This is a genomic window from Lactobacillus helsingborgensis, from assembly GCF_000970855.1.
GTDB classification, from domain to species: Bacteria; Bacillota; Bacilli; order Lactobacillales; family Lactobacillaceae; genus Lactobacillus; species Lactobacillus helsingborgensis.
This window is the reverse complement of record NZ_KQ034046.1, coordinates 744,202-768,929: the sequence shown is the minus strand read 5'-3', so window position 1 is coordinate 768,929 and position 24,728 is coordinate 744,202. Positions and strand designations below refer to the sequence as shown.

The 24,728-nt window shown below is 37.1% G+C and carries 19 protein-coding genes; 2 read left to right on the top strand and 17 right to left on the bottom strand.

The annotated features are described in order from the left end of the window. Window positions 1-96 precede the first annotated feature (96 nt). A complete protein-coding gene (locus JF73_RS03720) occupies window positions 97-10,500 on the bottom strand; it encodes an SLAP domain-containing protein (protein WP_046327022.1) in 10,404 nt (3,467 codons plus the stop codon). Window positions 10,501-11,467: 967 nt separating this feature from the next. Here JF73_RS03720 and JF73_RS03715 point away from each other — a divergent pair. After that, window positions 11,468-11,749: a hypothetical protein gene (locus tag JF73_RS03715; protein ID WP_038524976.1), complete on the top strand. Its 282-nt coding sequence runs from the start codon at window positions 11,468-11,470 to the stop codon at window positions 11,747-11,749. Window positions 11,750-11,793: 44 nt separating this feature from the next. Continuing rightward, window positions 11,794-12,249 (top strand): universal stress protein, encoded by a 456-nt coding sequence (locus tag JF73_RS03710; protein WP_038522258.1) that lies wholly within the window; start codon window positions 11,794-11,796, stop codon window positions 12,247-12,249. A gap of 73 nt (window positions 12,250-12,322) precedes the next feature. Here JF73_RS03710 and JF73_RS03705 read toward each other — a convergent pair whose 3' ends face one another. The 16 genes from JF73_RS03705 to upp all read right to left on the bottom strand — a co-directional run bounded on the left by JF73_RS03705 (window position 12,323) and on the right by upp (window position 24,690). Further along, entirely contained in the window at window positions 12,323-13,450 is a 1,128-nt protein-coding gene (locus tag JF73_RS03705) for a helix-turn-helix domain-containing protein (protein ID WP_046327021.1), read from the bottom strand. Then, the gene (locus tag JF73_RS03700; protein ID WP_046327020.1) at window positions 13,434-14,108 is read right to left on the bottom strand and encodes a hypothetical protein; all 675 of its coding nucleotides are present in this window, start codon (window positions 14,106-14,108) and stop codon (window positions 13,434-13,436) included. Before JF73_RS03700 ends, JF73_RS03705 begins: the two co-directional genes overlap by 17 nt. A gap of 233 nt (window positions 14,109-14,341) precedes the next feature. Continuing rightward, window positions 14,342-15,535, bottom strand: a complete 1,194-nt coding sequence (locus tag JF73_RS03695; RefSeq protein WP_046327019.1) for an FtsW/RodA/SpoVE family cell cycle protein — start codon at window positions 15,533-15,535, stop codon at window positions 14,342-14,344. Between the two features lie 16 nt (window positions 15,536-15,551). Further along, window positions 15,552-15,779 carry a DUF2969 domain-containing protein gene (locus JF73_RS03690; protein ID WP_046327018.1) on the bottom strand — a complete coding sequence of 76 codons (228 nt, stop codon included), beginning with the start codon at window positions 15,777-15,779 and terminating at the stop codon, window positions 15,552-15,554. A gap of 8 nt (window positions 15,780-15,787) precedes the next feature. Beyond that, entirely contained in the window at window positions 15,788-16,081 is a 294-nt protein-coding gene (yidD, locus tag JF73_RS03685; protein WP_046327017.1) for a membrane protein insertion efficiency factor YidD, read from the bottom strand. A 16-nt stretch (window positions 16,082-16,097) separates the two neighbouring features. After that, window positions 16,098-17,087, bottom strand: coding sequence for a rod shape-determining protein (locus JF73_RS03680; RefSeq protein ID WP_038522248.1), 990 nt, complete (start codon window positions 17,085-17,087; stop codon window positions 16,098-16,100). Window positions 17,088-17,168: 81 nt separating this feature from the next. Next, complete coding sequence (locus JF73_RS03675) at window positions 17,169-17,399, bottom strand: DUF1146 family protein (protein WP_046327016.1); 231 nt, start codon at window positions 17,397-17,399, stop codon at window positions 17,169-17,171. Window positions 17,400-17,472: 73 nt separating this feature from the next. Beyond that, window positions 17,473-17,910: a F0F1 ATP synthase subunit epsilon gene (locus JF73_RS03670; protein ID WP_038522241.1), complete on the bottom strand. Its 438-nt coding sequence runs from the start codon at window positions 17,908-17,910 to the stop codon at window positions 17,473-17,475. A gap of 11 nt (window positions 17,911-17,921) precedes the next feature. Continuing rightward, the gene (atpD, locus tag JF73_RS03665; protein ID WP_038522239.1) at window positions 17,922-19,361 is read right to left on the bottom strand and encodes a F0F1 ATP synthase subunit beta; all 1,440 of its coding nucleotides are present in this window, start codon (window positions 19,359-19,361) and stop codon (window positions 17,922-17,924) included. Window positions 19,362-19,383: 22 nt separating this feature from the next. After that, window positions 19,384-20,346: a F0F1 ATP synthase subunit gamma gene (locus JF73_RS03660; RefSeq protein ID WP_046327015.1), complete on the bottom strand. Its 963-nt coding sequence runs from the start codon at window positions 20,344-20,346 to the stop codon at window positions 19,384-19,386. Window positions 20,347-20,357: 11 nt separating this feature from the next. Further along, window positions 20,358-21,869: a F0F1 ATP synthase subunit alpha gene (atpA, locus tag JF73_RS03655; RefSeq protein ID WP_038522233.1), complete on the bottom strand. Its 1,512-nt coding sequence runs from the start codon at window positions 21,867-21,869 to the stop codon at window positions 20,358-20,360. Between the two features lie 14 nt (window positions 21,870-21,883). Next, complete coding sequence (gene atpH / locus JF73_RS03650; RefSeq protein WP_046327014.1) at window positions 21,884-22,432, bottom strand: ATP synthase F1 subunit delta; 549 nt, start codon at window positions 22,430-22,432, stop codon at window positions 21,884-21,886. Then, complete coding sequence (atpF, locus tag JF73_RS03645) at window positions 22,432-22,944, bottom strand: F0F1 ATP synthase subunit B (RefSeq protein WP_046327013.1); 513 nt, start codon at window positions 22,942-22,944, stop codon at window positions 22,432-22,434. Before atpF ends, atpH begins: the two co-directional genes overlap by 1 nt. Window positions 22,945-22,986: 42 nt before the next feature. Further along, window positions 22,987-23,211 carry a F0F1 ATP synthase subunit C gene (gene atpE, locus JF73_RS03640; protein ID WP_034981200.1) on the bottom strand — a complete coding sequence of 75 codons (225 nt, stop codon included), beginning with the start codon at window positions 23,209-23,211 and terminating at the stop codon, window positions 22,987-22,989. Between the two features lie 18 nt (window positions 23,212-23,229). Beyond that, on the bottom strand, window positions 23,230-23,943 hold the full coding sequence (gene atpB, locus JF73_RS03635; RefSeq protein ID WP_038522220.1) for a F0F1 ATP synthase subunit A: 714 nt from the start codon (window positions 23,941-23,943) through the stop codon (window positions 23,230-23,232). A gap of 117 nt (window positions 23,944-24,060) precedes the next feature. After that, on the bottom strand, window positions 24,061-24,690 hold the full coding sequence (gene upp, locus JF73_RS03630; protein ID WP_046327012.1) for a uracil phosphoribosyltransferase: 630 nt from the start codon (window positions 24,688-24,690) through the stop codon (window positions 24,061-24,063). Window positions 24,691-24,728: the final 38 nt, after the last annotated feature.

Below are 24,728 nucleotides of genomic sequence, written 5' to 3'. Positions count from 1 at the left end.
ATACTATTTATTTATAAAAATTAAAAAAATGCAAAAAAAAGTGCCACGAATTGTTGTTTTTAACAATTCGCGACACTTTATTTAAGCTATTTCAATTTAAAAGTTGGCTTTCTTAACAAAACGTCCTTTTGCAGTAATGAAATATCTCTTGCCGTTTATCTTGACTGAATTACCATAAGTCTTAACTGACTTACGTTTCTTCAGCACTTTCTTGTTTGCACGATGACCGTATTGGTTGTATACATAGGCATTGTGCTTTAACTTCAACTTCTTGGCATCAATATTGCCGGCTGCAATAAACATACCATCTGGAAGTTCGTAACAAACCTTGCCGTTGACTGTCTTCTTGCCAACAGTTCCGACTTTAGAACCTGCCTGGAAGATCAACTTATTAGCACGAGTACCATTTTGATCATACAGGTAAGCATTATGCATTAAAGTCTTTTCAACAATAGTTTTTGGTTTTTCAGCAACCGCACTTGTTGGAACTACTTCAACTTTGGCTGTGCTTACAGTAACAACTCCTTTAGCAAAGTTGGCAGCTTTAACGAAGCGGTTCTTGTCAATGATGAAGTACTTCTTGCCACGAATCTTGACCGCATTACCGAAGGTCTTAATCAGCTTGCCCTTCTTGAATACGCCAGTATTCTTTACCCGTTTGCCAAATTGATTGTAAATATATGCGTTATGCTTCAGTTTTCGAGTAGCCGCTACAACATTACCAACAGCAACATAATATTTCTTGTTGTTAGCACCCTTATCTACAAGAAGGTAGTAATCCTTGCCGTTGATGGTCTTAGTGCCGTAAGTAGTCAAGACTGAGCCAACTCCAAGCGTTACTTTATTAGCACGTTTACCAGTTTCATCATAAAGATATGCGTTGTGCATCAAAGTTACATCTGAAGCATTGCTCAAATCAACATTGGTTCCATTAAGTTTATCCTTGTCAGAGGTGTTAGTAGTTGGGTTCTTAGCTGGCGTTGCTGGTTGAATAGGAGCGACAACTCCGCCACCACCGTTATTACCATTGTTGCTATTACCATGCAAAATATTATCAATTGTAGCTGGGTCAGAGCAATCCTGATGGATTTGGTGGATACCGTTATTACGAATATTATCAATATCAGTTACTTTGTCAGCTTTATCGATCTTATCCTTGGCATCTTTAGCATCTTTATCAATCTGCTCATTAATCTTATTCTTATCAGCATCAGTGTAATCGGTACCGTCTTCATGTTTCAGATGGTTGACTTTATCTTTAGCAATATCAGCTGCATCGTCAATTGCGCCTTTAGAAATTTCCTTATCAGCATTGGTCTTATCAGAGTTGATACCTTCATCAGTTGTACTATGAACATGTTTGTTCTTTTCATACGCATCATCTGTCTTAGGCGTCTTGCTGTCATCACCAAATTCATTGTGAATGGTATCAATCGCATCACTATGGTTCTTGGAAATTTCATCGTTGGCATTAACAACATCATTAGACTGGTCTTCAATACCGAAGTCGTCTTTAATGGTGCTAATATCGCTTTGAGCATCATGAGTAATCTGATCAATCTTGTCCTTGTTAGTTGACGCGTTACCGACAGAAGAATCGATCTGGTTAAGCTTGTCCTTGGTATCTTCAACAATTTTATCAACGTCACCTTTTAGACGGTCTTTAGCTGTATCATTTAAATCACTCTTATCAATATCACTCTCAGCCTTATTAGCATCTGCCTTAACTTGTTCAAGGGCATTCAACTTGTTAAGAGAAGTCATTCCCTTGTCGTAAGCAGAACTGGCGTCTTTAATGTTCTTAGCATCTTTAATTGCTGTAATAGCATTATTAATGTCATTGAGATAGTCTTTGTAATCAGGGTCATCCTTTTGCTTTTCAGTTAATTCTTTAAAACCAGTTTCTAAACCAGCTACACCATCTGTACCTGACAAAGCATTATTTTCTTCGTCATTGAACCATTCATTCTTTTCATCAGAAGAAGTAGGTTTAGTCCAGATAGCATCGATTGGTTTACCAATCTCGTCCTTATTAGTTGGAACATCCTTAATGTTAGTCTTACCATCAATAGCAGACTTTTCGGTATTAAAGGCATCGTCGATTGCTTTATTAGCTTTTTGCTTTTGATCTGCAGTTAATTGTGAACCGTTAATAACGTCATGTGCTTGAGCACGCTTATTATTAAGAGTTTTTTCAGCTGTTGTCTTAGCACCTTCAAGCTGAGCATTGTTAATAATATCGCTAATTCCAGGCACTTTATTATTGTCATCTGGATCTTTGAAACCATCAACAGTATTGTTAATAATTGTATCAGCTTCATCTTTTACCTGCTCAGGAGTCTTAATATTACCCTTATCATCTGTGTCAGAGATATTAATAATCTGATCCTTAGCTTTATCAACGAGTTCTTGAACTTGATCCTTCAATGGCTTTTGATCAGCAGCAGACATACCTGAGTTTTCGATAGTATTATTTGCTTCTTCTTGTTTCTGCTCAAGTTTGGCAATCGCGTCATTCTTAGCCTTAACTATATCGGCTTTTTGTTGAGCAAGTTTCTTAACTTTGTCAATTCCAGCTTCACCAAAGTCAACTGTTTCGCCACCTTTAGCAACACCTTTTTCGGCATTTTGAACATTAGTTTTGGCTTTGTCAAAATCATCTTGGCTTGCACCTTTTGCTAAAGTAACAGCATTGATCTTAGAAATAGCCTTTTTCTTGGCAGCTTCAACTTGCGCCTTAAGTTCTGCGATAGTATCAGCTGGTAGACCATCCTTATTCTGATCGGATTGAGTAAATTTATCAATTTCTCCTTCCGCAGCAGTAGCATACTTGTTGATAGCAGCAATCTGTTTGTTCTTTTCTGCGAGAAGTTCAGTTGGTAATTTTGCTAACTCAACCGCGTCTTCAGCTTTTTGTTCAGCTGTTTTTGCATCATCTACAGAAGATGCTTGGTAAATATCGCTGATTCCAGTTTGCACAGCATCATCAATATCAGCTTCACCTTGTGCAACATCACTTGCAGTAAGTACAGGGTTGTGATTTTCATCTGTCTTAAGATTGTTAAGATCGTCCTTAGCTGCATCGGCTTTTTGTTTCAGGGTCTTAATCTGGTTAACCTTATCGGTGTAATCATTAGTCAGACCGGTAATGGAATCAACACCTTTTTGGCCAGCAGTCTTAATGGCATTTAATGGATCATCTGCCGCATTTTGAGCATCTTTGATGTTCTTAGCCGCAGCAGCACGCTGTTTTTCGATAGCATCCTTCATTTCTTTAGCAAGTTTTCGCTTCTCTTCAGGAGTCGTACCTACCTCTTTAGCGACAGCGTCAGCTGCATCATTAGCTTTGTTAACAGCATCAGATAATTTGCCTAAAGCAGTGTTAACTGCTTCTACTTTATCAATATCGGTATTAATTCCGCTTAAGGCACTTTCACCATCACTTTCAGCACCATTAATGTTTGATGTACCATCAGCATTTGAAATGGCTCCATTAGCTGCATCAACAGCATTATCTACCTTGTCTTTCAGGTCTTGATATTGATTATAATCTAGCTTTCCACTATCCCTGTCATTCTTTAAACGGTCATAAATTTTATCAGCGGCAGCAGCAAGCTTATCTTTAGCAGTCTGTTTCTCTTTAGCTGATGAGGTACCATTATCAACGTGACCCTTGATTTCTCCTTCACCATCGTTTTTAGCATTATTAACTTTATCAGGTGTGTCGGCATTATCAATGTCTTCTTTAGTCTTGTCGCGGTCTTTGTTGATATTATCGATGATATTTTGTTTATCATCTTTATTAATAGTATCGTCCTTATTAACTTTATCAATGGCATCATCAGCGGTCTTGTCAACATCAGCTTTAGCAACATTCTTAACAGCTTGCAGTTTAGCATCTGTTAGTGCTTTATCAATATTAGTCTTGCCAAGGCCTTTTTCAGAATCGATTTGATCCTCAGTAGCACCTTCAATTCTGATATGTGCTCTATCGTGAGCAGCCTGAGCCTGAGCTTTAAATTGCTTCTTCTGTTCGGCAGTTAAGTCGGTTAGTTTGTCAATAGCACCGGTAGTATCGGCAAGTTCTTGAGCAAGTTCCTTATTAGCAGCATTCTTTTTATCCCAGAGAGCGTCATCAGCACTTGCATCACCAGTACCAGAATCTTTAATGTTCTTAATACTGTTAAGGGCATTATCTTTGATGTCAAGTACTGTCGAACTGGTAGTTGCCGCATTAATATCAGCAATTCCTAAGTTAGCAACATCATCAACACCGGTTTTGTCTCTTTCGTTTGTCAATTTATCCTTAGCGGCTTGAGCGGCATCCTTAACAGCTTGTACAGCGACAACCTTAGTCATTGCTACGTTAGCTGTGTCACCAGTTGTGTTAATTGAATTGATGGCATCGTTAGTTAAATCACTGATAGCACCTTTGTCAAAGGATTTATCAATAGCAGACTCAGCTTGTTCAGCAAGTGCTGGAATATCTTTGACAGCCTTATCGTATGCAGCCTGAGCTTGCTTCTGCTCATCAACAGTTAAACCGTCATAAACATCCTTTAAGTTTTGTAAAGCTTTGTCTCTAACACCATTAATTCTAGCTTTGGCTGCATCCTTGGCCTTGTCCATATCATTCTTATTTGCCTTGGCCTCAGCTTTTTGGATGCTGGTTTCACCATCTTTTTCAGCCTGATTAGCATCTTCAACGGTAAGTTTGTTGCCAACTTCTCCTTGAGCATCATCACGGGCATTTTGAATATCCTTAATGGCTTTTCCTTTATCAGCGTCTGACATAGTTGAACTGTTAATCCGGTCAATTGCTTTTTGAGCATAGTCTTCCAGCTTTTGCTGATCATCAGCTATTGTCTGGTCTAAGCCCTTGGCCTTACCCAGAATATTCTCCATATTGGTAATGCCAGCATCACTTGTCGAATTAATCAAAGCAATAGTATTAGAAGTTGGATCTTTAACCTTGTTGACGGCTTCATTATACGCATTTTGCAGGTCCGTCTTAATACCAGTTTTACCAGCAGTACTAATATTGGTTAAGCCGTCAATAGCTGCATTATCAGTATTGAATTCGTTTTGTAAATCAGTTAGAGCCTTGTCTCTAGCAGATTGCAAGTCAGCGTTATTTCTAATGTTATTTAATTCTTCAATACCTGCATTGTGTGCTGAATTAACAGTGTTCTTATCAGCTGCGCTAACAGCTTGTTCTGCATTATTCAAAGCAGAAGCAACCTGGTCAAGGTAATCGTTCTTTTCAGTGTTAGATAAATTAGGGTCTGCTTGAATATGGTCATGCAGTTCTTGAGCTTGATCTTTCAGATCTGCAATCGCTTTATTCTTAGTTTTTGCTAATTCGGCCTGTTCTGCATTTCCAGAAACGCTGTCAACAACTGTCTGCATAGCATTGATACCAGTGTTCTTGTCAGTAACAATATCGGCTGGAGTATGGTCATTAGATACAGCAGTTATCGCAGTGGTATAGGCATTGTCAATAGCATCAAGAGCTTTCTCCCAGTCATCGTCAGAAAGTGTACCGTTCTTATGAACATCATTAATAGCTTTCTTGTCATCACTCTTTGCCTTATTCAGTTCCGCAATTGCTTGTGATTTAGCAGCAGCAACTTGGGCTGAAACAAGATCACTATTTATGTTGCTTTCACCGTCTTTTTCAGCAGTATCAATATCATCTTTGTTACTTGCTGAGTTGATGGCATTAGTTGCAGAAGCAGCATGCTTATCAATCAAATCTTTGTAGTACTGCTTGTCACTTGGGCTAAGATACTTGTTATCAATCTGGTCAATAGTTTCCTTAGCTTTTGCAGCTGCATCTTGTAAAGCTGCAGTTTGTGATTTTTGCTCATTCTTAAGATCTGCCAAATCTTTGCTTGAAGCAGTGGCAGTGACACTATTAATTTTGTCTATTGCCGCCTGTTTATCAGTTTTGATTTTAGCAGGATCAGTATCTTTGTTGACATTGTCAACACCTTCAGTGGCATCATCTTTAATAGTGTTAATTAATGAATTTCTATCTTCATCAGATAAGTTAGGATATTTAGTTTTATCATTAATATCATTAATAGCTTTGTCTCTTGCTTGATTAATAGCATCGATTGCATCGTTCTTGTTACCAAGAGAGGACTTGTCCGTCAATAATTTGTTTAGAGCAGCAATACCATCCTTAGTGGCAGTATTAACATCTTCAAAAGTTTCAGCAGCATCAACTTTGTCCTTGTAACCAGTCTTCTCGTTATTAGTTAGCAGACCTTTAGCTACTTTCTTAGCTTTTTCAATATCATCAGCAGTCAAGCCCTTGACGTTTTCAAGTTTGCTTTCAATATCCTTTTCAGCTTGATCAAGTTGCTTCTTTGCAGAGTCTTTGTAGGCAGCTAAAATAGCATTCTTACCGTTAGTAATATCAGTACCAATGGCACTTGCTGCGGTGTCACCATCTATAGCATCTTCAGCCGTCTTAGCAGCAGCATCAATACCAGTATCTGTGTCAACACCGAGGTTGCTCTTAGCTTCATCGGCATAATCTTGAACTTGCTTCTTAGCAGAGTCCTTGAACTTGTCCGCAATATTGGACTTAGCACTGTTTAAATCTTCAGTAACTAATTCAACCGAGCTAGCCTGACTAATTAAAGTATTGGCGTTATCAACAGCTTGGTCAATATTAGAGTCAGATTCTACACCAAGTGCCTTTTTATCGGACTTAGCAACTTCAGCAAGCTGATTCTTAGCAGCGTCCTTATATTTGCTTAAGACGTTGTTCTGACCATTAGTCATATCTTTCTTGATTTCATTAAAATCAGTGTGACCATCAATGTCAGCTTCAGCATCACTAACTGCTTTATCAATGTTTTTGTCGGATTCAACTCCAAGACCTGTTTTGGCATCTCTAGCGTCTTTTTGAACTTTAGCTTTAGCTGAAGCCTTTAGTTTGCCTAAAATGGTTGATTTGGCATCATTTTCAGCCTTAACTACGTCAGTAGCATCGTCAATAGCCTTAAGTTGTTCAGACAAAGCTTCATCAATTTCATCTGAAGAAACACCTAAAGTTTTCTTGCCGTTTTCAGTATAGCCAGCAACTTCGGCTTTTGCTGCTTCTTTATTAACTTTGTTTTCAAATGCATTTTGGATGTTTGTAATATCGCTTGGCTTATTCGCAGGATTGTAAATTGAATTCTTGTTAGTCGAAGGGTTTTCCAGAGCGACCTTTTCAGCGCTATTAATGGCGTCAATGTATTGTGCTTTTTCCGCATCAGTTAAGGCTGATTGCTGCTTTACACGCGAAATCGCGTTATTAGCTGCAGTAGTGATAGCTTTTTGTGCTTCTTCTTTAGCCTTTTCAGCGTCATGAATTTGTTTAACCACTTTCTGGGCTGCATCCATAGCTGTTTGTAAATCTTTTAATGCATTTTCTTCACGCTGAGATACTTCATTTACATTTCCCGCACCATATACAGATTTCCCAGACTCGTAACCAGGATCCAGTGCAGTTTTTGCAACTTCTGCTGCATTATTAATTGCAGTTTCAAGAGCAACTTGTTCTTTAGATTTAGGATCTGACTTAGGGAATTGATTATCTAAATCATTAGCTGCGTTTACTTTTGATTTGATATTTTTAGCAGCAGTATCTTGTGCTATTTTTAAGATGCTTACAATTACTGGACGTTCTTTACTGTCTTTATCCAGTGGATTGTAGTCAATAAAGTTAGCAGTAGGTGTTAGTTTGATTTTAGTATTGGAATTAATCTTGCCCACAACATCAGCAGGTACATTCACCTTAAATATATAATTACCATTTTCAGATTTGGTAACTTCACCAGCAAAAGCAGTTGGCAAATCGTTATCACCATTATTTGTATATTGATATGGAGGATCTTCGATATTATTATTTAAGCTTAAAGTTGTAGTGCCTTTTCCATAATCTATCTCTGCCATGATATATGCTTTAGTGCCAAGAGGCAACTTCAAAAACTCTCTAAATGGGTTTTTGAGATCTGAATCAGGTCCATCTTTATCACTCTTATAACCATCTACAGTTCCAGAAATTGTCCAGGAACCATCTTTTTTACCTGAAGCATCAACATTTGCTGTGGCAGTGACATTTTCAGGCTTAATATCTAAAAATCCAGAACTATTAGCCGGACCAAAGGCAATGTCATTATATCCAATGTTCTTTGGATCAGAGAAAGCAGCATCAATAATTTTTGAGAAAATTGTATCATAGTTTATTGGGTTGCCTTCTGCAGCCAATTCATCTAATAAAGTCTTAATGTTCTTTAATGCTGGAATTTTAAAGTAAGGTAATTCACTAACTTTCGCCCACAACTCAGGTGTAAACATATATTCGCCATTCTTACCACCTTGTCCATTAAGTAGTACAAGTTTATCAACTACAATATTTTTAGTTTTGCTATCTTTGCTAACTTGTAAAGTATGGAATGGTGGCAAAGTTAGACTATTACCTAAAAAGTTTAATTTCTGGCGGACATTGGTAATCGTGACAGCACTACTATCACCAATAATACTTGTGCCTGTTGCTGTGTTTAAATGTGAATCAAGTACAAGTGACTGTGGGTTGTTCACAATCAATTTACTATCACTACCAGTAACGTCTACTAACACAATTGGGTTAGTTCCTGCACCAAAGATTTGAGCATCCTTATTTTGAGCACTGGTTGGATCGCTTTTATCATAAGGATGGTTCGGGTCTTCTTCAAGTCTGATTTCGAATGTACCGTTTTGGACATTAGCTACTCCAGCAATTTGAACCAAAGTACCCTTATAATCACCCATATGTTTACCGATAATACTTAATTTTCCATCAGGCTTGACAGTAAAATTACCACCGTCATAAATCAGGTTGCCACTGTTAGAGTCTGAAATATCACCGTTTGTTGTAATTTTAACCGAGCCACCACTTTCAACAGTAAACTGAGATGCCTTGTCATTTAATCTGATGGCTGTAGCTCTATTTGCATCAAGTTTGCCTTGGTAAGCGTTATCTCCTTTTTCAATTCCGACGTTAATATTTAATTCACCTTTAACGTCAACTTTTCCAGTACCTGAGATATAGATTGCGTGGACTGCACCAGTATTTTCTGCTGGATTATTTCCTAACGTTTTCCCGTCAGAATTAAGTCTTGGATTTAAGGTTACTGTTACGTCTTTTTCGACTGTGACGTAGCAGTTACTGCCCCCCATTTCGATAACGTTACCACCAAATGTGGCACCGGTAAAGTCGCCTTTAAAGTCGATACTATTATCACTTCCACCAAATTCAAATAATTGTTGGTGATTGGCACTGCTTGCTCCCCCATCTTTATAAGGAGTATAGATTGTTTCAGCGGTATTTGTCCCTGTAAATGTAATATGAGTGTCCGAAGCAGAGTGAACCATTTGAGAACCATGGAAGTCAATATTATTAAATGTTAGATTGGAGACACCTATTTTTTCTCCCTTACCATCATGAGGCTTACTTGAACTATTATTACGGTCAGTCATGATAATGCCCCAATAATCGGCACACCAAAGTTCAAGGTTACTATACGTTAAGTTAGTAACTTCAGAGCTGTTTCCTCTAATTCTAGGGTGGTAACCGTTAAAGTCTATTTTGTATTTATTCGTACGACCATCGGCATCATAAGATTTTATCAATAAAGTTCTACCATATACGTCTAACCCATTTTGACCACCTTTATTATCCGCTACGATATTATTCATAATATCTATTTCAGAAATACGTTTAGTCTCATCAGGGTTTTGTCTATCTTTATCAAAACACTCTTTATTATCAAGAGCATAAACAAGCTGATTCCAATTATAAACATGTGCTATTCCATTTATGACAGTTGGAGTGTCACCAGTTTTATCGTCGTTAGCTGTATCATTAGCCAATTTCTTAGCTTCATTAGCTTTTGAATCTTGAGTAGTATCAGTATCTTTACCTGAATTAGTAGTATCGCCAGTCACATCAGCCGGCAACTTACTGCTATCAGAATTTTGATCATCTGAACCAGTTATGTCAGTTGGAGTTTTATCAGTAGTGGTATCTTGATTGCCTTCATCTGAGCCGGTTGCAGGAGTAGTTGCACTATTGCCAGTTGAATCTGGAGTTTCCTGCTTATCCTTATCAGTTTTATCTTTAGCAGTAGTATCAGTCTTGTCCTTAGAACTGGTATCTTTTACTTCATCAGTCTTTGAGCTTTTTAAGAATGAACTCAAACCTGAAAAAGTTGACAAGTCCGTTTCATTCTTCTTTTTAGACGCAGCAGCGTCTGACTTGGTTTTATCCTTAGTACCTGTTTGCTTAGTTTCAGTATTAGAGTTATCCCTGTTCGACTCCTCTGTGATATTTTGTGATGGATCTATAGTATCAGCTTTTACGCTTTGGCTATTCAAACCAAAGAAAGTAAAACCCAGCAAAACAGAAGCAGCACCAATACTCAATTTACGAATTGAGAAGTGGTCCTGCTTGTCCTGCATCTCCATCTTCCTTAGTCTCTCATTATAATTATTTTTTCCTAGCATATTTATCCTTCCTAAAAAAGTATGTATGTTTAGTATGTTCGAATACTATTCTAGAATAGTCAAATATTAATGTCAATATAATATATATAACTAATGTTGTATTTATAAATAACTACACAATTTAAGTTGATAAATTTTAAAAAAGAAAAAACGATATATTTGCTAAATATTTTATTAAGCTCTTAATTTTTCTGCTAAAAATAACATAATAAAGAGCATTAAAATTGACTTTTAAATATTTATCCGGAATAATTTTCTGATAAATATAATATAATAATTTTTAAAACTATTTGTATTATAATTACTAAAAACATTAAATTATGCTTTATTTTTAAAACTTTTTAGTGATATTAGTAGAGGTTTCGAAAGAATAAAAATTAAGTAGATTTCATAACAAACCAAAAAATTTAAAATAAATCTATACTTTCATACTCAAACATATTCATAAAAATTTAATAACTTGTTTTATTTTTATCTTTAAGAAAACTAATAATAAAAAACGCGCTTCATACCGATTTTTTTTTAATCTATTTTGCTATTAAAAAATAAATACAAACTATAAAATAATAAATTAGTACCATAATTGTATGAGAAAAAATTATTTTTTATCATAAGGAATTTGGATATTTGAAATCTCTATCTTGACAAATGAAGTCATGCTTAGTAGTATAATAATTGATCTGAGTTGATCGACTAGCTTAATTGTATAAGGTTGACCGGTCAAACATAAGACATGCGAGATAGTAAATAACTTTCGAATCGGAATACTATCTTTTGCGATAGGATCCATATTCGTTGCGCTACTTCTCATTTTTTGAACACTGCGGGTTCAACAAGCATTGTTTTGCTATGTTTCGACGACTCGGATTTCTTGAGAATTTTAGGAAACGGTCTGTTGACCGTTTTTTTTATTGGAGTTTTTATGATTATCAAAGTTGCTATCATAATTTATTTAGCTGTGTTGCTTTTAACTGCCTATTATCTCTGGCATAATCGCAAGACTCACTTTCTAATATATAACAGCAAGAATATTGCTAATTTCAGTTCAATTATGACTGGAACTGCTATCCTACTGGTTATCGAAAGTCTGATAGGAATATTTCTGGCTTTCCAGTCTAATGAATATCTTAACCTCATTACCTTGGCACTTAGTACAGTTACTATTTTAATTTTTAGCCTTTTACTTAATCAAAAGGATGATTAATTGGACTAAAATTTGGTAAAATAGTGGTAAGAGAGGTGTTTTTAATGATGAAACAATATCACCGTATTCAAGTTGCAGTTGATGGCTCAAAAGAAGCCGATTTAGCTTTCAAAAAAGCTATCGCTGCTGCTAAGCGAAACGAAGCTGCTTTGGAAATTTTACATGTCATTGATACTAGATCTTTTCAAAACGTGTCTAGTTTTGATTCCGAGATGGTAGAACAAGTGTCTAATGATGCTAAAGAAAAACTGCAGAACTACTACAATAAAGCTACAGAAGCTGGGGTTAAGGAAGTTCATTACTCAATTGAATTTGGCTCTCCCAAAGCAATTATTGCCCATCAGTTTCCGCAAAAGCACCAAATTGATTTAATTGTGTTAGGCGCAACGGGACTTAATGCCGTTGAACGAATATTGATCGGCAGTGTAACTGAATATGTAACCAGAACAGCAGATTGTGACGTTTTGGTTTGCCGTTCAAATGAAAATCTAACTAAGTAAAAAAGAGCATTTCATATCTGAAATGCTCTTTTTGTGTGTTATTCATACCTTTTATAATCCAAAGCTCATATTTTTATTTGACTAACCTTAAATATGGTTTAGTTGACATATTAATGTTATCTTCAATGAAAGACGTTCTAAAAATAGCTTCTAGTTCTTCGATAGGTAAACCTGAAACTGAAATTAAATCCTGCTTAGTTACTAAGTTTGCATCTAAAAGCATATCTAAAGCAGTTTTGAAAATACTTGGATGTTCTTGTGGTAACTTATTATCATCAGGTTCATGTTTCCTCCAATGTTTTTTTGAAATTTGCTTTTGCAGATAAATGTATTGGTTTTCGGATAATAAGTGCAATTCATTGGCTTTATATATTAAAGCAGCAATAGAAACGTTCCAGTATAATTTAGCTTGCCTAAAAAAATTCATACTACCAGACACTAAATAGTCAATAAACGACTCATCAGGAATTAAAAAGTAAGAAGCAAATTGATTAGCTTGCTTTTCCAATAAGTTCTTATATTTATTGTTATTCAGGTCAAAAATATTTTCAACATTATTATGTAGTAATATGTGTCCTAATTCATGTGCCAAATTGAAGCGTCTTCTCATAACAGATTCATTATTATCTGTTAATGCAATAAGCGGTACATCATTTATACATGTAGAAACGGCATCCATTTTTTCACTATGCATAGTCGTTTCAGTAATAATAATACCATTTGCCTCCATAACATTAGTAAGATTTTTAATTGGTCCATTTCCTAACTGCCACATCTTACGTGTTTTCGAAGCTAAACGTTGTATTATTTCTGGCGTAATTTTTTCAATTTTAAGATTTAATGGTTCAGGGATATTCAGTTTCGGTAGTTTGATATATTTAGATATATATAATAAACTCTGAGCCGCCAATTCTAATCTGATTTTTTGCATTTCCCTTAACTTGTTTGTACTTGCAGCTTGACTTCTAAAAAACACAGTACCCATTGGAATAACGATATCTGGTTTTCCAAAGAAGTAAACTGGAAATTTTAAAGCATTTGCAAGCTTTAAAATTGATTCTCCACGAGGCTTAGTAGCACCTAACTCATACTTACTGATTGATTCCCGCGAAAGAGAAGATTTAGCAGCCAATTCTGTCATGCTAAGTCCTCTCATTAGTCTGGCTTTTTTAAGTTGGTTAGGATTAAATTTGACCTCCATTTTTTTTCTCTCTTTCTAACATACGTTTTACTTCATTTTGAAATTCCAAATTAATTTGTGCTTGCTCTGTTTCACTTACATCTTCAGTAGTAGTAAGAGAATTAGTAATATTTTTAATATCCAACCAGCGCGTAACTCCATCATTAGGCATTCCTAAGTTTACATATTCTAGCTTATAATGTGATCCACCATATGTAACCATCAAATAAATTTGTCCCGTTTTAATCTGTTCCTTTTCTAACGGGGGATTTTCAAACAATGATAATTGTAGATCTATATTCGGAATTCCATTATTAATTTTACTCCGCATAGTTCTATTAACTGCTTTAGCCGGAAGACTATTTTTTAAACTCGTCTTGTGAACAGTAATTATACAATTTTTATGTTCAATTACCAAATAAGTATAACCGTTTTCGGGAATTTCTCTAGTTTTAACCTTAAGATCAATACCTGAATTATGAGCATCACGCTTGAGTATAATATCAATAAATATATGACGTAAATAGCCGTATACATTACGTGACTCGTACAACTGTAATTCAGGTTCTCTTTTCACAAATTCATTAAATGAACTGTATCCTTTTTTGATAGAATTCGAAAGAAAACCTGGTAATTTTGGATCAGCCTGATGATTTATGAAGTTTTCTAATACAGTCATTATTTTCCCTTTCCTTTTTTAATCTATAGGTCAGTTTATGTATACATTTTTACTTTTTTAGTCATTTTTGTCAAGTTTTGTATAATTTAATATTAATCCGGTATTTGAATATTATGTTTAATATACAAATTAAGCTTATAAAACCAACTTTGATGATAAATGGAAATTAAAATTAAACTACATAAAAAAACAATTCAATAAAAATTGAATTGTTTTTTATGTATTAATTTATTTTAAAAGTCTCCTGCCCGGCTAAACATGTAGTCTTTATTATGGAACTTCATGGACAAAATCATTCCAATACCAATCATATTTCCAATTAAGGCTGATCCACCCTGGGAAATAAATGGTAATGGAATACCGGTCAATGGCAAAAGGTCAATACTCATACCGATATTTTCAAAAACATGGAAAAGGATCATCATAATTACGCCGGTCGACACATAAGAATAAAATGCGTTCTTAGTATCAAATGTTATCCGGACCATTTGGACTATCAAGTATAGATAAAGCAAAATAACTGCTACACTACCGACAAAACCAAATGATTCACCAATTACTGAATAAACCATATCTGAGCCACGAACTGGTACGTAAACACTTAGATTTCCAAAGCCATTACCAAAAATCTGTCCTGATCCAATCGCTTGCATACTCTGCCACAATTGATATGCTGCTTTAGACGTGTCCGTAGATGGATTCAGCCATGACATGATACGAGCAAATTGGTACGGTTGAAAAGAATGACTTAGAATAACTTGACCGCCTGGTGTAGTGACCATAAAAATCACTATTGCACCCATAATTGCAACTACTATAAACATTGGTGTTATTATCTTCCAAGATATTCCTGAAACAATAATTACCCCACCAACTATAGCGAAAAAGACAAGCATCGTGCCGAAATCATTTTGCAATTTTAAAAGTACGGCAATTGGTAGCAACCAAGCAAGCATTTTCCCAATTAAAATCCAGTCGTTTTTAATGGTATGAGTAAACTTGTCATTATGTTCACGGACAACCCGCGCCAGCATCAAGATAAATGCCGGTTTCATGACCTCTGACGGTTGAAAAGAAATTGGTCCTAGCTTAAACCAGCTTTTGGCACCGGCATCTGCAGCTATACTGCGATTGTAAAAGAACAAAACCGCAATCAAAAGTACTATTCCTAATCCATATACATAAGGTGCAATCCGGTAGAGCTGTTCAGCATCAAATTGAATGACAAAAATCACGATGGTAAATGAAATAATATACCAGAGAGCCTGCATTGCCACAGCTCTTACTGGGCTGCCCATGTGACTAGGGTCATCAATTGCCGCAAAATAAATGGAATATAGGCCCACTGCTGCTAAAAGCAGCACAGGGACAACAATATTCCATGCGATGCGATCAAAAAGATTGGTTTTATTTTGTACTTTGACCATTAACTATCACAACCTATTATTTTTCATGCAAAGCAAAGTATGAGAGCAAGTCATTAATAATGCTTTCTAAACTTTTAGCATACAAGATACTATTGGTTTTGCCAGTCGTCGCACGGTATCGTCCGCTTAACTTTTCAATTACACCAATAGATTTTTTCTGGGGAATAACTACTTCCCATGTTGGGTTTTCCTTGCCTTTGACTTCGTTAATTTCAACATTAATATTTTCAGGTTTTTTTGACATAAATTCTCCTACTTCATATTTGGATGAAATTTCTTTGCAATAATTTCATCTTCATATCTTTCTGGATGAGGATTACGAAATATAGTAAATTTATCTGGTACCGGATCAACACCGCCGCGCACAAAAGGATTGCACCGTAAAATTCGAGCAATACCCATAATTAGTCCTAAAATAGGACCAAACTTAGTTAAAGCGTCAACCATATAAGTTGAGCAAGTCGGATAATAACGGCACGATTTTGGCAAAGCCGGAGAAATAAATTTCTGGTAGATTTTAACTAAATAAATTAAAATTTTTCGCAAATCGGGCCTCCAAAAACTAGTGGCGTTGATGTTTTTCGATATTCTTGAGCAAAATTCCAGTTCCCAGCGCTACGGCTTCAAGTGGATGATCAGCCGTTAACACAGGCACCTTGAGGTAATAAGAAATTAGCTTATCAATATTCTTAAGCAATGCTCCACCACCGGTCAGCATAATTCCTCTGTCGATAATATCAGCAGAAAGCTCAGGCGGAGTTTTTTCTAAAACTTCTTTGGTAGCTGCAATAATAGTCATCAAGCCATCGTGCAGTGCCTCTTGAATTTCAGGAGCAGACACTGTTGCTTGCTTAGGCAAACCATCAACTACATCACGACCACGTACTGTGATAGTTTCGTTTTTATCTGGTTCAAAAGCACTACCAATTTCAATTTTAATTTGTTCAGCTGTGCGAGAACCTATCAGTAAATTATGTTTGTTCTTAATGTAAGAAACAACTGCCTGATTCATATGATCCCCGGCATAGCGCAGTGATTGACTCGTAACTATCTCACCCATTGATAAAACAGCAATATCGGTAGTACCACCACCAATATCAATTACGATGTTACCTTGAGGTTTGAAAATATCAAGGCCCGCACCAACAGCAGCAACTTTAGGCTCAAAATCAAGATAGACTTTGCCTCCACCAGACTTTTCAGCAGCCTGAATAATTGCTTTCTGTTCAATTGATGTTACTCCTGTAGGAGCACAAATTAAAATATTTGGCTTGGACATGAAGCCTTTAACGTTTAATTTTTCAATAAAGTAGGACAGCATTGCCTCTGTGATATCAAAATCTGCTATCACGCCATTTTTTAAAGGACGAATTACTCTGATGTTACCAGGGGTCCGTCCTACCATCTTATAAGCTTCTGTTCCAACAGCTACCACTTTATTTGTACTTGTATTAACAGCAACAACTGAAGGCTCATTTAAAACAATTCCCTTACCGGAAACGTTAATAAGCACATTAGCTGTTCCTAAATCTATTCCTATATCTCGTGCCACGATAATCCTCCATCATATTCAATGTATATTTTACCATAAAGATTTTAAGTTTGTGGGCGACTTTACCCGCTTTACCAAGTCTTAAAAGAAATTGCTCAGTTGCATAGAAGTGTCAATTAAGGTAATGAAGAAATTACCTACCAGAAAGCCTAAGGCAATAGCCGCAAAAATCAGAAACAGCTGGGCTTCAAATACTTTATTCTTACGAATTATGTTTTCAATACGTACGCTTTTCATAATTTGAAAGGACAAGCCAATCGTAATTAAATAAATTATTATACTAATTAAGGCATGAACGCCAAGTTGAAACATATTTTTTCTCACTTTTCTTAAGTCACAATAAAAGCGGACACACAAAGTAGTGCATCCGCTTAAAACTTTAATTCTATTTGTCTGAGTTGTAAACACTTATTCTGTTTACTGCCCTTCTTAATGCAACTTGTGCCCTTTCAAGAGACTTCTGGTCATGCTCTGCTTGAGCCTTCTTCAAGGCATTTTGAGCACGTTCCCTAGCAGCCTTAGCTCGAGACACATCAATATTACCGGCACGTTCTGCGCTATCAGCAATAATTGTAGCTACATTATTGGAAAATTCAAAGTAACCGCCACTAACTGCAATATGGTTGACCACATTGTTCATTTCACGGCTTCTCTTAACCTTAATCTCACCAATTGCAAGTGGGGTCAAAATCGGCAAGTGATTATACATGACCGAGCGTTGACCGTCTATTGCTCGCATTTCTACAATGCTGGAATGGTGGGAAAAAATCAGACCATCAGGAGTTACAATATTTACCATAAAAAGCTTTTCTGGATCTGCCATTTGACATCACCTTACTTTTCTAATAATGCTTTAGCTTCTGGATCGCTAGGAGTTACACCCATTTGCTTAGCCTTCTTCAAGACATCTTCAATTGGGCCGACACTACGGAAAGCATCTTCTGGAAGATCATCTAAGTGTCCCTCCAAAATCATCTTAAAACCTTTGATGGTTTCTTTGATGGGAACATAAGAACCGGGAACCCCAGTAAACTGTTCTGCCACAAAGAAGTTTTGTGATAAGAAGAATTGAATTTTACGAGCACGGCTAACAATAACCTTTTCCTCATCAGACAACTCATCCATTCCCAAAACGGAAATGATATCTTGCAATTCATGATAACGTTGCAAAATATGTTGTACCCGAGTAGCAACTTCATAGTGTTCTTGACCAACAATTTCAGGATCTAAAGCACTAGAAGTGGATTGCAACGGATCAACAGCCGGATAAATACCTTGTTCAACTAGGCTACGTTCCAAGTTGGTCGTAGCATCCAAGTGAGCAAAAGTAGTAGCTGGAGCTGGGTCAGTATAGTCATCGGCTGGCACATAAACCGCCTGAATTGAAGTAATGGAGCCCTTCTTGGTAGAAGTGATACGCTCTTGTAGTTGCCCCATTTCAGTCGCCAATGTTGGCTGATAACCAACGGCACTAGGCATACGTCCTAGCAAGGCTGACACCTCGGAACCAGCTTGAGTAAACCGGAAAATGTTGTCAATAAAGAGTAAAACGTCTTGACCTTCAACATCTCTGAAGTATTCAGCTAATGTTAAGCCGGTTAAAGCAACACGCATTCTGGCACCAGGCGGTTCATTCATTTGACCGAAAACCATGGCGGTTTTACTTAAAACACCAGATGCTTTCATTTCAAAGTAAAGATCATTACCTTCACGTGTTCTTTCACCAACACCGGTAAAGACTGAAATACCACCATGTTCTTGGGCAATATTATGAATTAATTCTTGAATAATCGTAGTTTTACCAACACCGGCACCACCGAATAATCCAACTTTACCACCACGAACATACGGTTCAAGCAGGTCAATAACCTTAATACCTGTTTCCAAAATTTCCTGACTAGTAGTCAGTTCATCGTACTTCGGGGCATTTTTATGAATACTTTCACGCGCATGATCTTTTTCAAATTTAGGACCGTTATCAATTGGTTCACCTAAAACATTAAAGACGCGCCCCAAAGTATCATTACCAACAGGTACAGAAATTGGACCACCGGTATCTTCAACCTTCATGCCGCGCTTAAGACCATTGGTAGATTCCATGGCTATTGTTCTTAAAACGCCATCGCCAAGCTCCAGCGTAACTTCAAGGACAATAGATTCATCATCCGATTTGATAACACGCAAAGCATTGTCGATATCAGGCAGATTTTTGTCAAGCGGAAATTTAACATCGACAACAGGGCCGATTACTTGAACAACTTCACCTTCACTCAAAACATCTACCTCCTTTTCTTAATTATTTCAAAGCATTAGCACCACTGACAATTTCAGTAATTTCAGTAGTGATTTCTGCTTGTCTTGCACGGTTTAATTTAGTAGTTAAACTCGAAACCAAATCGTCAACATTATCCGTAGCACTCTGCATCGCAGTCATTGAACTGGCGTGTTCAGCAGTCTTGGCATCCAGAATTGCGCCGTAAATAGTTGAACGGGCATATTGAGGAATTAATGTAGTTAAGACAGCATTAACGTTTGGCTCGATATCGTATTCTAAATCTTTATGTGCTTCAGCTTCTTTGACACCAATATCAATATCGACAATTGGCAACATTTTTTCAACCCGAAATGCAGATGACAAAGAGTTAATATGGTGAGTATAACAAACATATAACTCATCATATACTCCATTCAAATACATTTTGATCGCAGTTGAAACAATTGGTAAAACTTCATCAAAGGTCGGCACGTCACTAATATTGTCATTTTCATAGACAACATTCAGATTATTTTTCTTGAAAAAGTCAGCCCCAACAGACCCTACAGCCAGAACTTTGATATCTTTATGTTCAGCGCGAGAGTCTTCAAATAATCCCATCATGTTTTTGATGACAGCACTATTATAGGAACCAACTAAACCACGGTCACCAGTGATGACTAAATAACCTGTGGAATTAACCTTTTTCCGTGCTTGAACCATATCGGAAACAATACCTAAGCCGAAAACATTTTCGTAATCGATTTTGCTAATGCTCTCATTGTCGATTGCCACATTTGCCTTATGCAAGTGGTTTACAACCTCGGCACTCATTAAACGCGATAAAGTTTGCCGCACATGATCATTATAAATCGTGTAGCCTTTATCCCGCTTTTCCGTTTGGTTCAACTTTGACGCGGAAACCATTCTCATGGCTTCAGTGATTTTACCAGTTTGCTTAACTGAAGCAATTTTTCTCTTCAACGCAAGTAAAGATGCAGGCATAAAGCTACCTCCTATTTATTACTTGGTGAAAAACTATCCGCAAACTTCTCAATTGCTGTTTGCAATTCTTTTTCATCCGGCAATTCACCAGTTTCACGGATATGTTTTAGCAGATCAGCATGGTTGCTGTCGAAATTGTCATATAATTCTTTTTCAAACTTGGCAATGTCATCAACAGGAACTGAATCTAGATATCCGTGAGTTAAAGCGTAAAGTATAACAACTTGCTTTTCAACTGGAATAGGTGCGTGGAGTGGCTGCTTTAATACTTCCACAACTCTGCGTCCACGGTTCAATTTTGCTTGTGTTGCCTGATCCAAGTCACTACCGAATTGGGCAAAGCTCTCTAGCTCATGGAAAGCGGCAAGGTCAGTACGCAAGGTACCAGCTACCTTCTTCATCGCTTTAATCTGAGCACTACCACCAACACGGGAAACTGAATTACCCGCATCAATGGCTGGACGAGTTCCCGCAAAGAATAAGTCGCTCTGCAAGAAAATTTGTCCGTCGGTAATTGAAATCACGTTGGTTGGAATATAAGCTGAGATATCTCCCGCTTCGGTCTGAATAAATGGTAAGGCAGTCATAGAACCGCCACCCAGTTTATCGCTCAGCTTGGCACTACGTTCAAGAAGACGTGAGTGCAAATAGAAAACATCACCAGGATAAGCTTCACGACCAGGCGGACGACGGAGAAGCAAAGAAAGTTCACGGTAAGCAACGGCTTGTTTGGACAGGTCATCAAAGACCACTAAAACGTCCTTACCGTTGTACATAAATTCTTCACCCATTGCCGTACCAGCATACGGTGCTATATAAAGCATTGGTGCTGGTTCACTTGGTCCGGCTTCAACAACAATCGTATAATCCATTGCGCCAAAGCGTTTTAAAGTTTCTACTTGGGATCTGACAGTTGATTCCTTTTGACCGATAAAGACATAGATGCAGATTACATCTTGGCCCTTTTGGTTCAAAATAGTATCTATTGCCAAACTAGTCTTACCAGTTTTACGGTCACCAATAATTAATTCACGTTGACCGCGACCAATTGGAACCAAAGCATCGATAGCCTTGATACCCGTTTGCAGCGGTTGATTAACTGACTGGCGTTCCATAACACCCGGTGCCGAAGCCTCGATTGGACGAGTCTTAGACGTTTTTATTTCGCCAAGTCCATCAACCGGCTGTCCTAATGGGTTAACAACGCGACCAATTAGTGCATCACCAACCGGTACACGCATAATTTGACCGGTTCTTTTGACTTGGTCACCTTCACGAATATCATCAAAATTGCCTAGAATAATGATACCAACATCATTTGATTCAAGGTTTTGTGCTATACCATAAGAACCATTATCAAATTCCAATAGTTCGTTGGCCAAAACATTGTTCAATCCGTGAGCCCGGGCGATACCATCACCTATGTATGTTACAACTCCGACTTCATTGATGTCGAGCTTATCATCATAGTGTTCAAGCTGCTGCTTGATTAAAGAGCTAATCTCTTCTGCTTTTATGCTCAATGGTTTCACCTCTTTTAATTTTTATTAATTAACTGCGCACGAATCTTATTCAGTTTATTTTTGACTGAACCATCAATTACGCAATCACCAACTTTTAAAACTACGCCGCCAATCAGACCTTGATCAACCTCATTTTTAAGGATGACTTTTTTAAGGCCATATTTTTGGGCATAGCCAGCACCCAATTTTTGTAATTGCTGCTCATCTAGTGCAACGGCTGAAATAGCCACGCCAGTTGCAATTTTTTCTTTTTGATTGTATAGACTATTAAAACAATCAATGATTGCAGGCAGTTCCAAAAAATGGTCATAATCTAACAGTAAATTCAAAAAATTTTGAACTTCCTTAGTCAGACCTTGTGCAATCACAGAAAGTGAGTGAGCTTTTTCTGCGCTATTAAAAATTGGATCACTAAAAACTTTCAGGATCTGAGGATAGTTTGAAATGGCTTCTGCCAGTTCCTGCAAATCTGCATGAACAGCTGTTAAAGCATCCATATCCTGTGCATAATCAAATAGTGCAGTACCATAACGTGCAGCAATTTCTGCTTTACTTAAGGCCATTATTTATTCAGCCCCTTAATGAATTGATCGACTAAATCTTTTTGGTCATCAGCAGATAAATTCTTCGCAATTACTTTTTCCGCAATCGTCACAGAAATATCTGCAACTTGTGCACGAGCTTCATCTAACGCATCAGCTTTTGCTTGTGCAGCATCGGCTTTTGCCTTTTCATGAATTGAAGCAGCATTATTATTAGCCTCTGCCACAATCTGCGAACTTGTTTTTTCCGCATTTGCTTTTGCGTCAGTAAGTATTTGCGTTGCTTCTTGTCTTGAGTTCTTCAAGGCAGCTTCACGCTCATTAGCCAAAACTTCGGCCTTTTTGCGATTGTCTGCAGCTGAATCAAGATCATTAATTACCTTTTGGCGCCTTTTTTCCATCATGTCGGAAACTGGTCCCCAAGCATAATGTTTAACCAAAAGAAGCAAGATTGCGAAAACAATCAGGTACCACAAAGTATTGCCTAGATAAATATGACCTGCTGAGGCTGCAAATAAGTTATGAAATGTCATTTACTGCCCTTCTCTCTTTTACCTAAATTATTTTAAATAAAATTAAACGAAGAGAATCAGGAAAGCAACAACAATCGCCAAAATAGGAACGGCTTCAATCAGACCAACACCAATGAACATTGTTGATCTTAAGTTACCGGCGCTTTCTGGTTGACGAGCCATGCTCTCAACTGTCTTAGTAATAACTTTACCGTTACCCCAAGAAGCTGCTAAAGCAGCAATACCAGCTACGATAGCTGCTGAGATATATTTAAAAGCTTGTGACATGTTTAAACCTCCAAAAAATTATTCTTTTGTAACCTTTTTTCCGACATAGACCATGGATAAAGTTACGAAAACATATGCCTGGATAGAGCCAATGAAGACAGAGAATCCTTGCCAGATCATAGCTAACGGTGCTGCTAAAACCAAAGTGGTAACACCAAAGCTGGGAGCAAAGCTATTTCCTATTAAAGTTAATAACACTTCACCAGCGTAAATATTACCATATAAACGCAAAGACAATGTCAAGAAGTTAGTGATCTCCTCAATCATATTGATTGGAAACAGGAAACTAACAGGTTCGGCATAATTGCGCCAATAGCCACCAGTACCGAATTTTTGCATTCCAAAAGTGAATGAAAGAAGCAAGGTCATCATTGCAAATGACATTGTTGTCACTGGGTCTGCCGTAGGTGATTTAACAATCATAGTGTCGCCTACTTTAACTTCCAAGAAAAGTCCCAGTTGGTTCATAAACCAAATATAGATAAACAGAACAAAAGCATAAAGTGAAAGGTGCCTTCTGGCATCAGGATCACTGACATTGTCTTTAACAATACCATCAGTAAAATCAATCAGATATTCTAACACATTTTGCTTTTTATTTGGCTTCATTTCAACTTTGCGCGAAAGCCAAATGCAAACGAACAAAACCACAGCTGCCATCAATGTTGAGCCTATAATTCCTGTTAAATCAAATTTAAGACCCAAGAATTTAAACACAAATGATCTCTCCAATACTTCGTGACCTCCCTTCTTGTGCCCAAATTATCGAACACTCATACAATATTAACACCATTCAATAATTTTGTGAAAAATGAAAGCGAATTATGCGATTATTTTACGCAAAAAAATTTATTTAGTGCCAAATAACCGGTCGCCAGCATCACCTAAACCGGGAGTTATGTAGCCATTTGGCAATAATTTGTCATCTTCTGCTGCTGTATAAATATCAACGTCAGGATTTTCTTTTTGTATAGCCTTAACTCCCTCAGGTGCGGCAACCAAAACTGCAAGCTTAATATCTTTTACTCCACGCTTTTTCAAAGCACCAATTGCCATATTTGCAGAACCACCGGTTGCAAGCATTGGATCAACCACTAAGCATTCACGTTCTGCAACATCCTTAGGCATCTTGCAGAAATATTCGTGCGGCTTAAGAGTTTCTTCATCCCGATACATGCCAATTACTCCCACTTTAGCTGATGGAATCATGTCCATTACACCGTTGAGCATACCAATACCTGCACGCAGAATTGGCACAATAGTCAGCTTTTTACCGGCAATCTCTTTTTGAGTGGTCTTGCCAATTGGTGTTTCAATTTCAACATCTTTTAGTGGCAAATCTCTGGTAATCTCGTAAGTCATTAGCCCACCGATTTCACCAACAATGCGTCTAAACTCGTTGGAACTTGTTTCCTTACGCCTAATAATTGTTAACTTGTGTTGAATTAACGGATGATTCAAAACCGTAAATTTGCCCATCTTTTTCCTCCTATAAACATAATTACGTTTACGAGTAT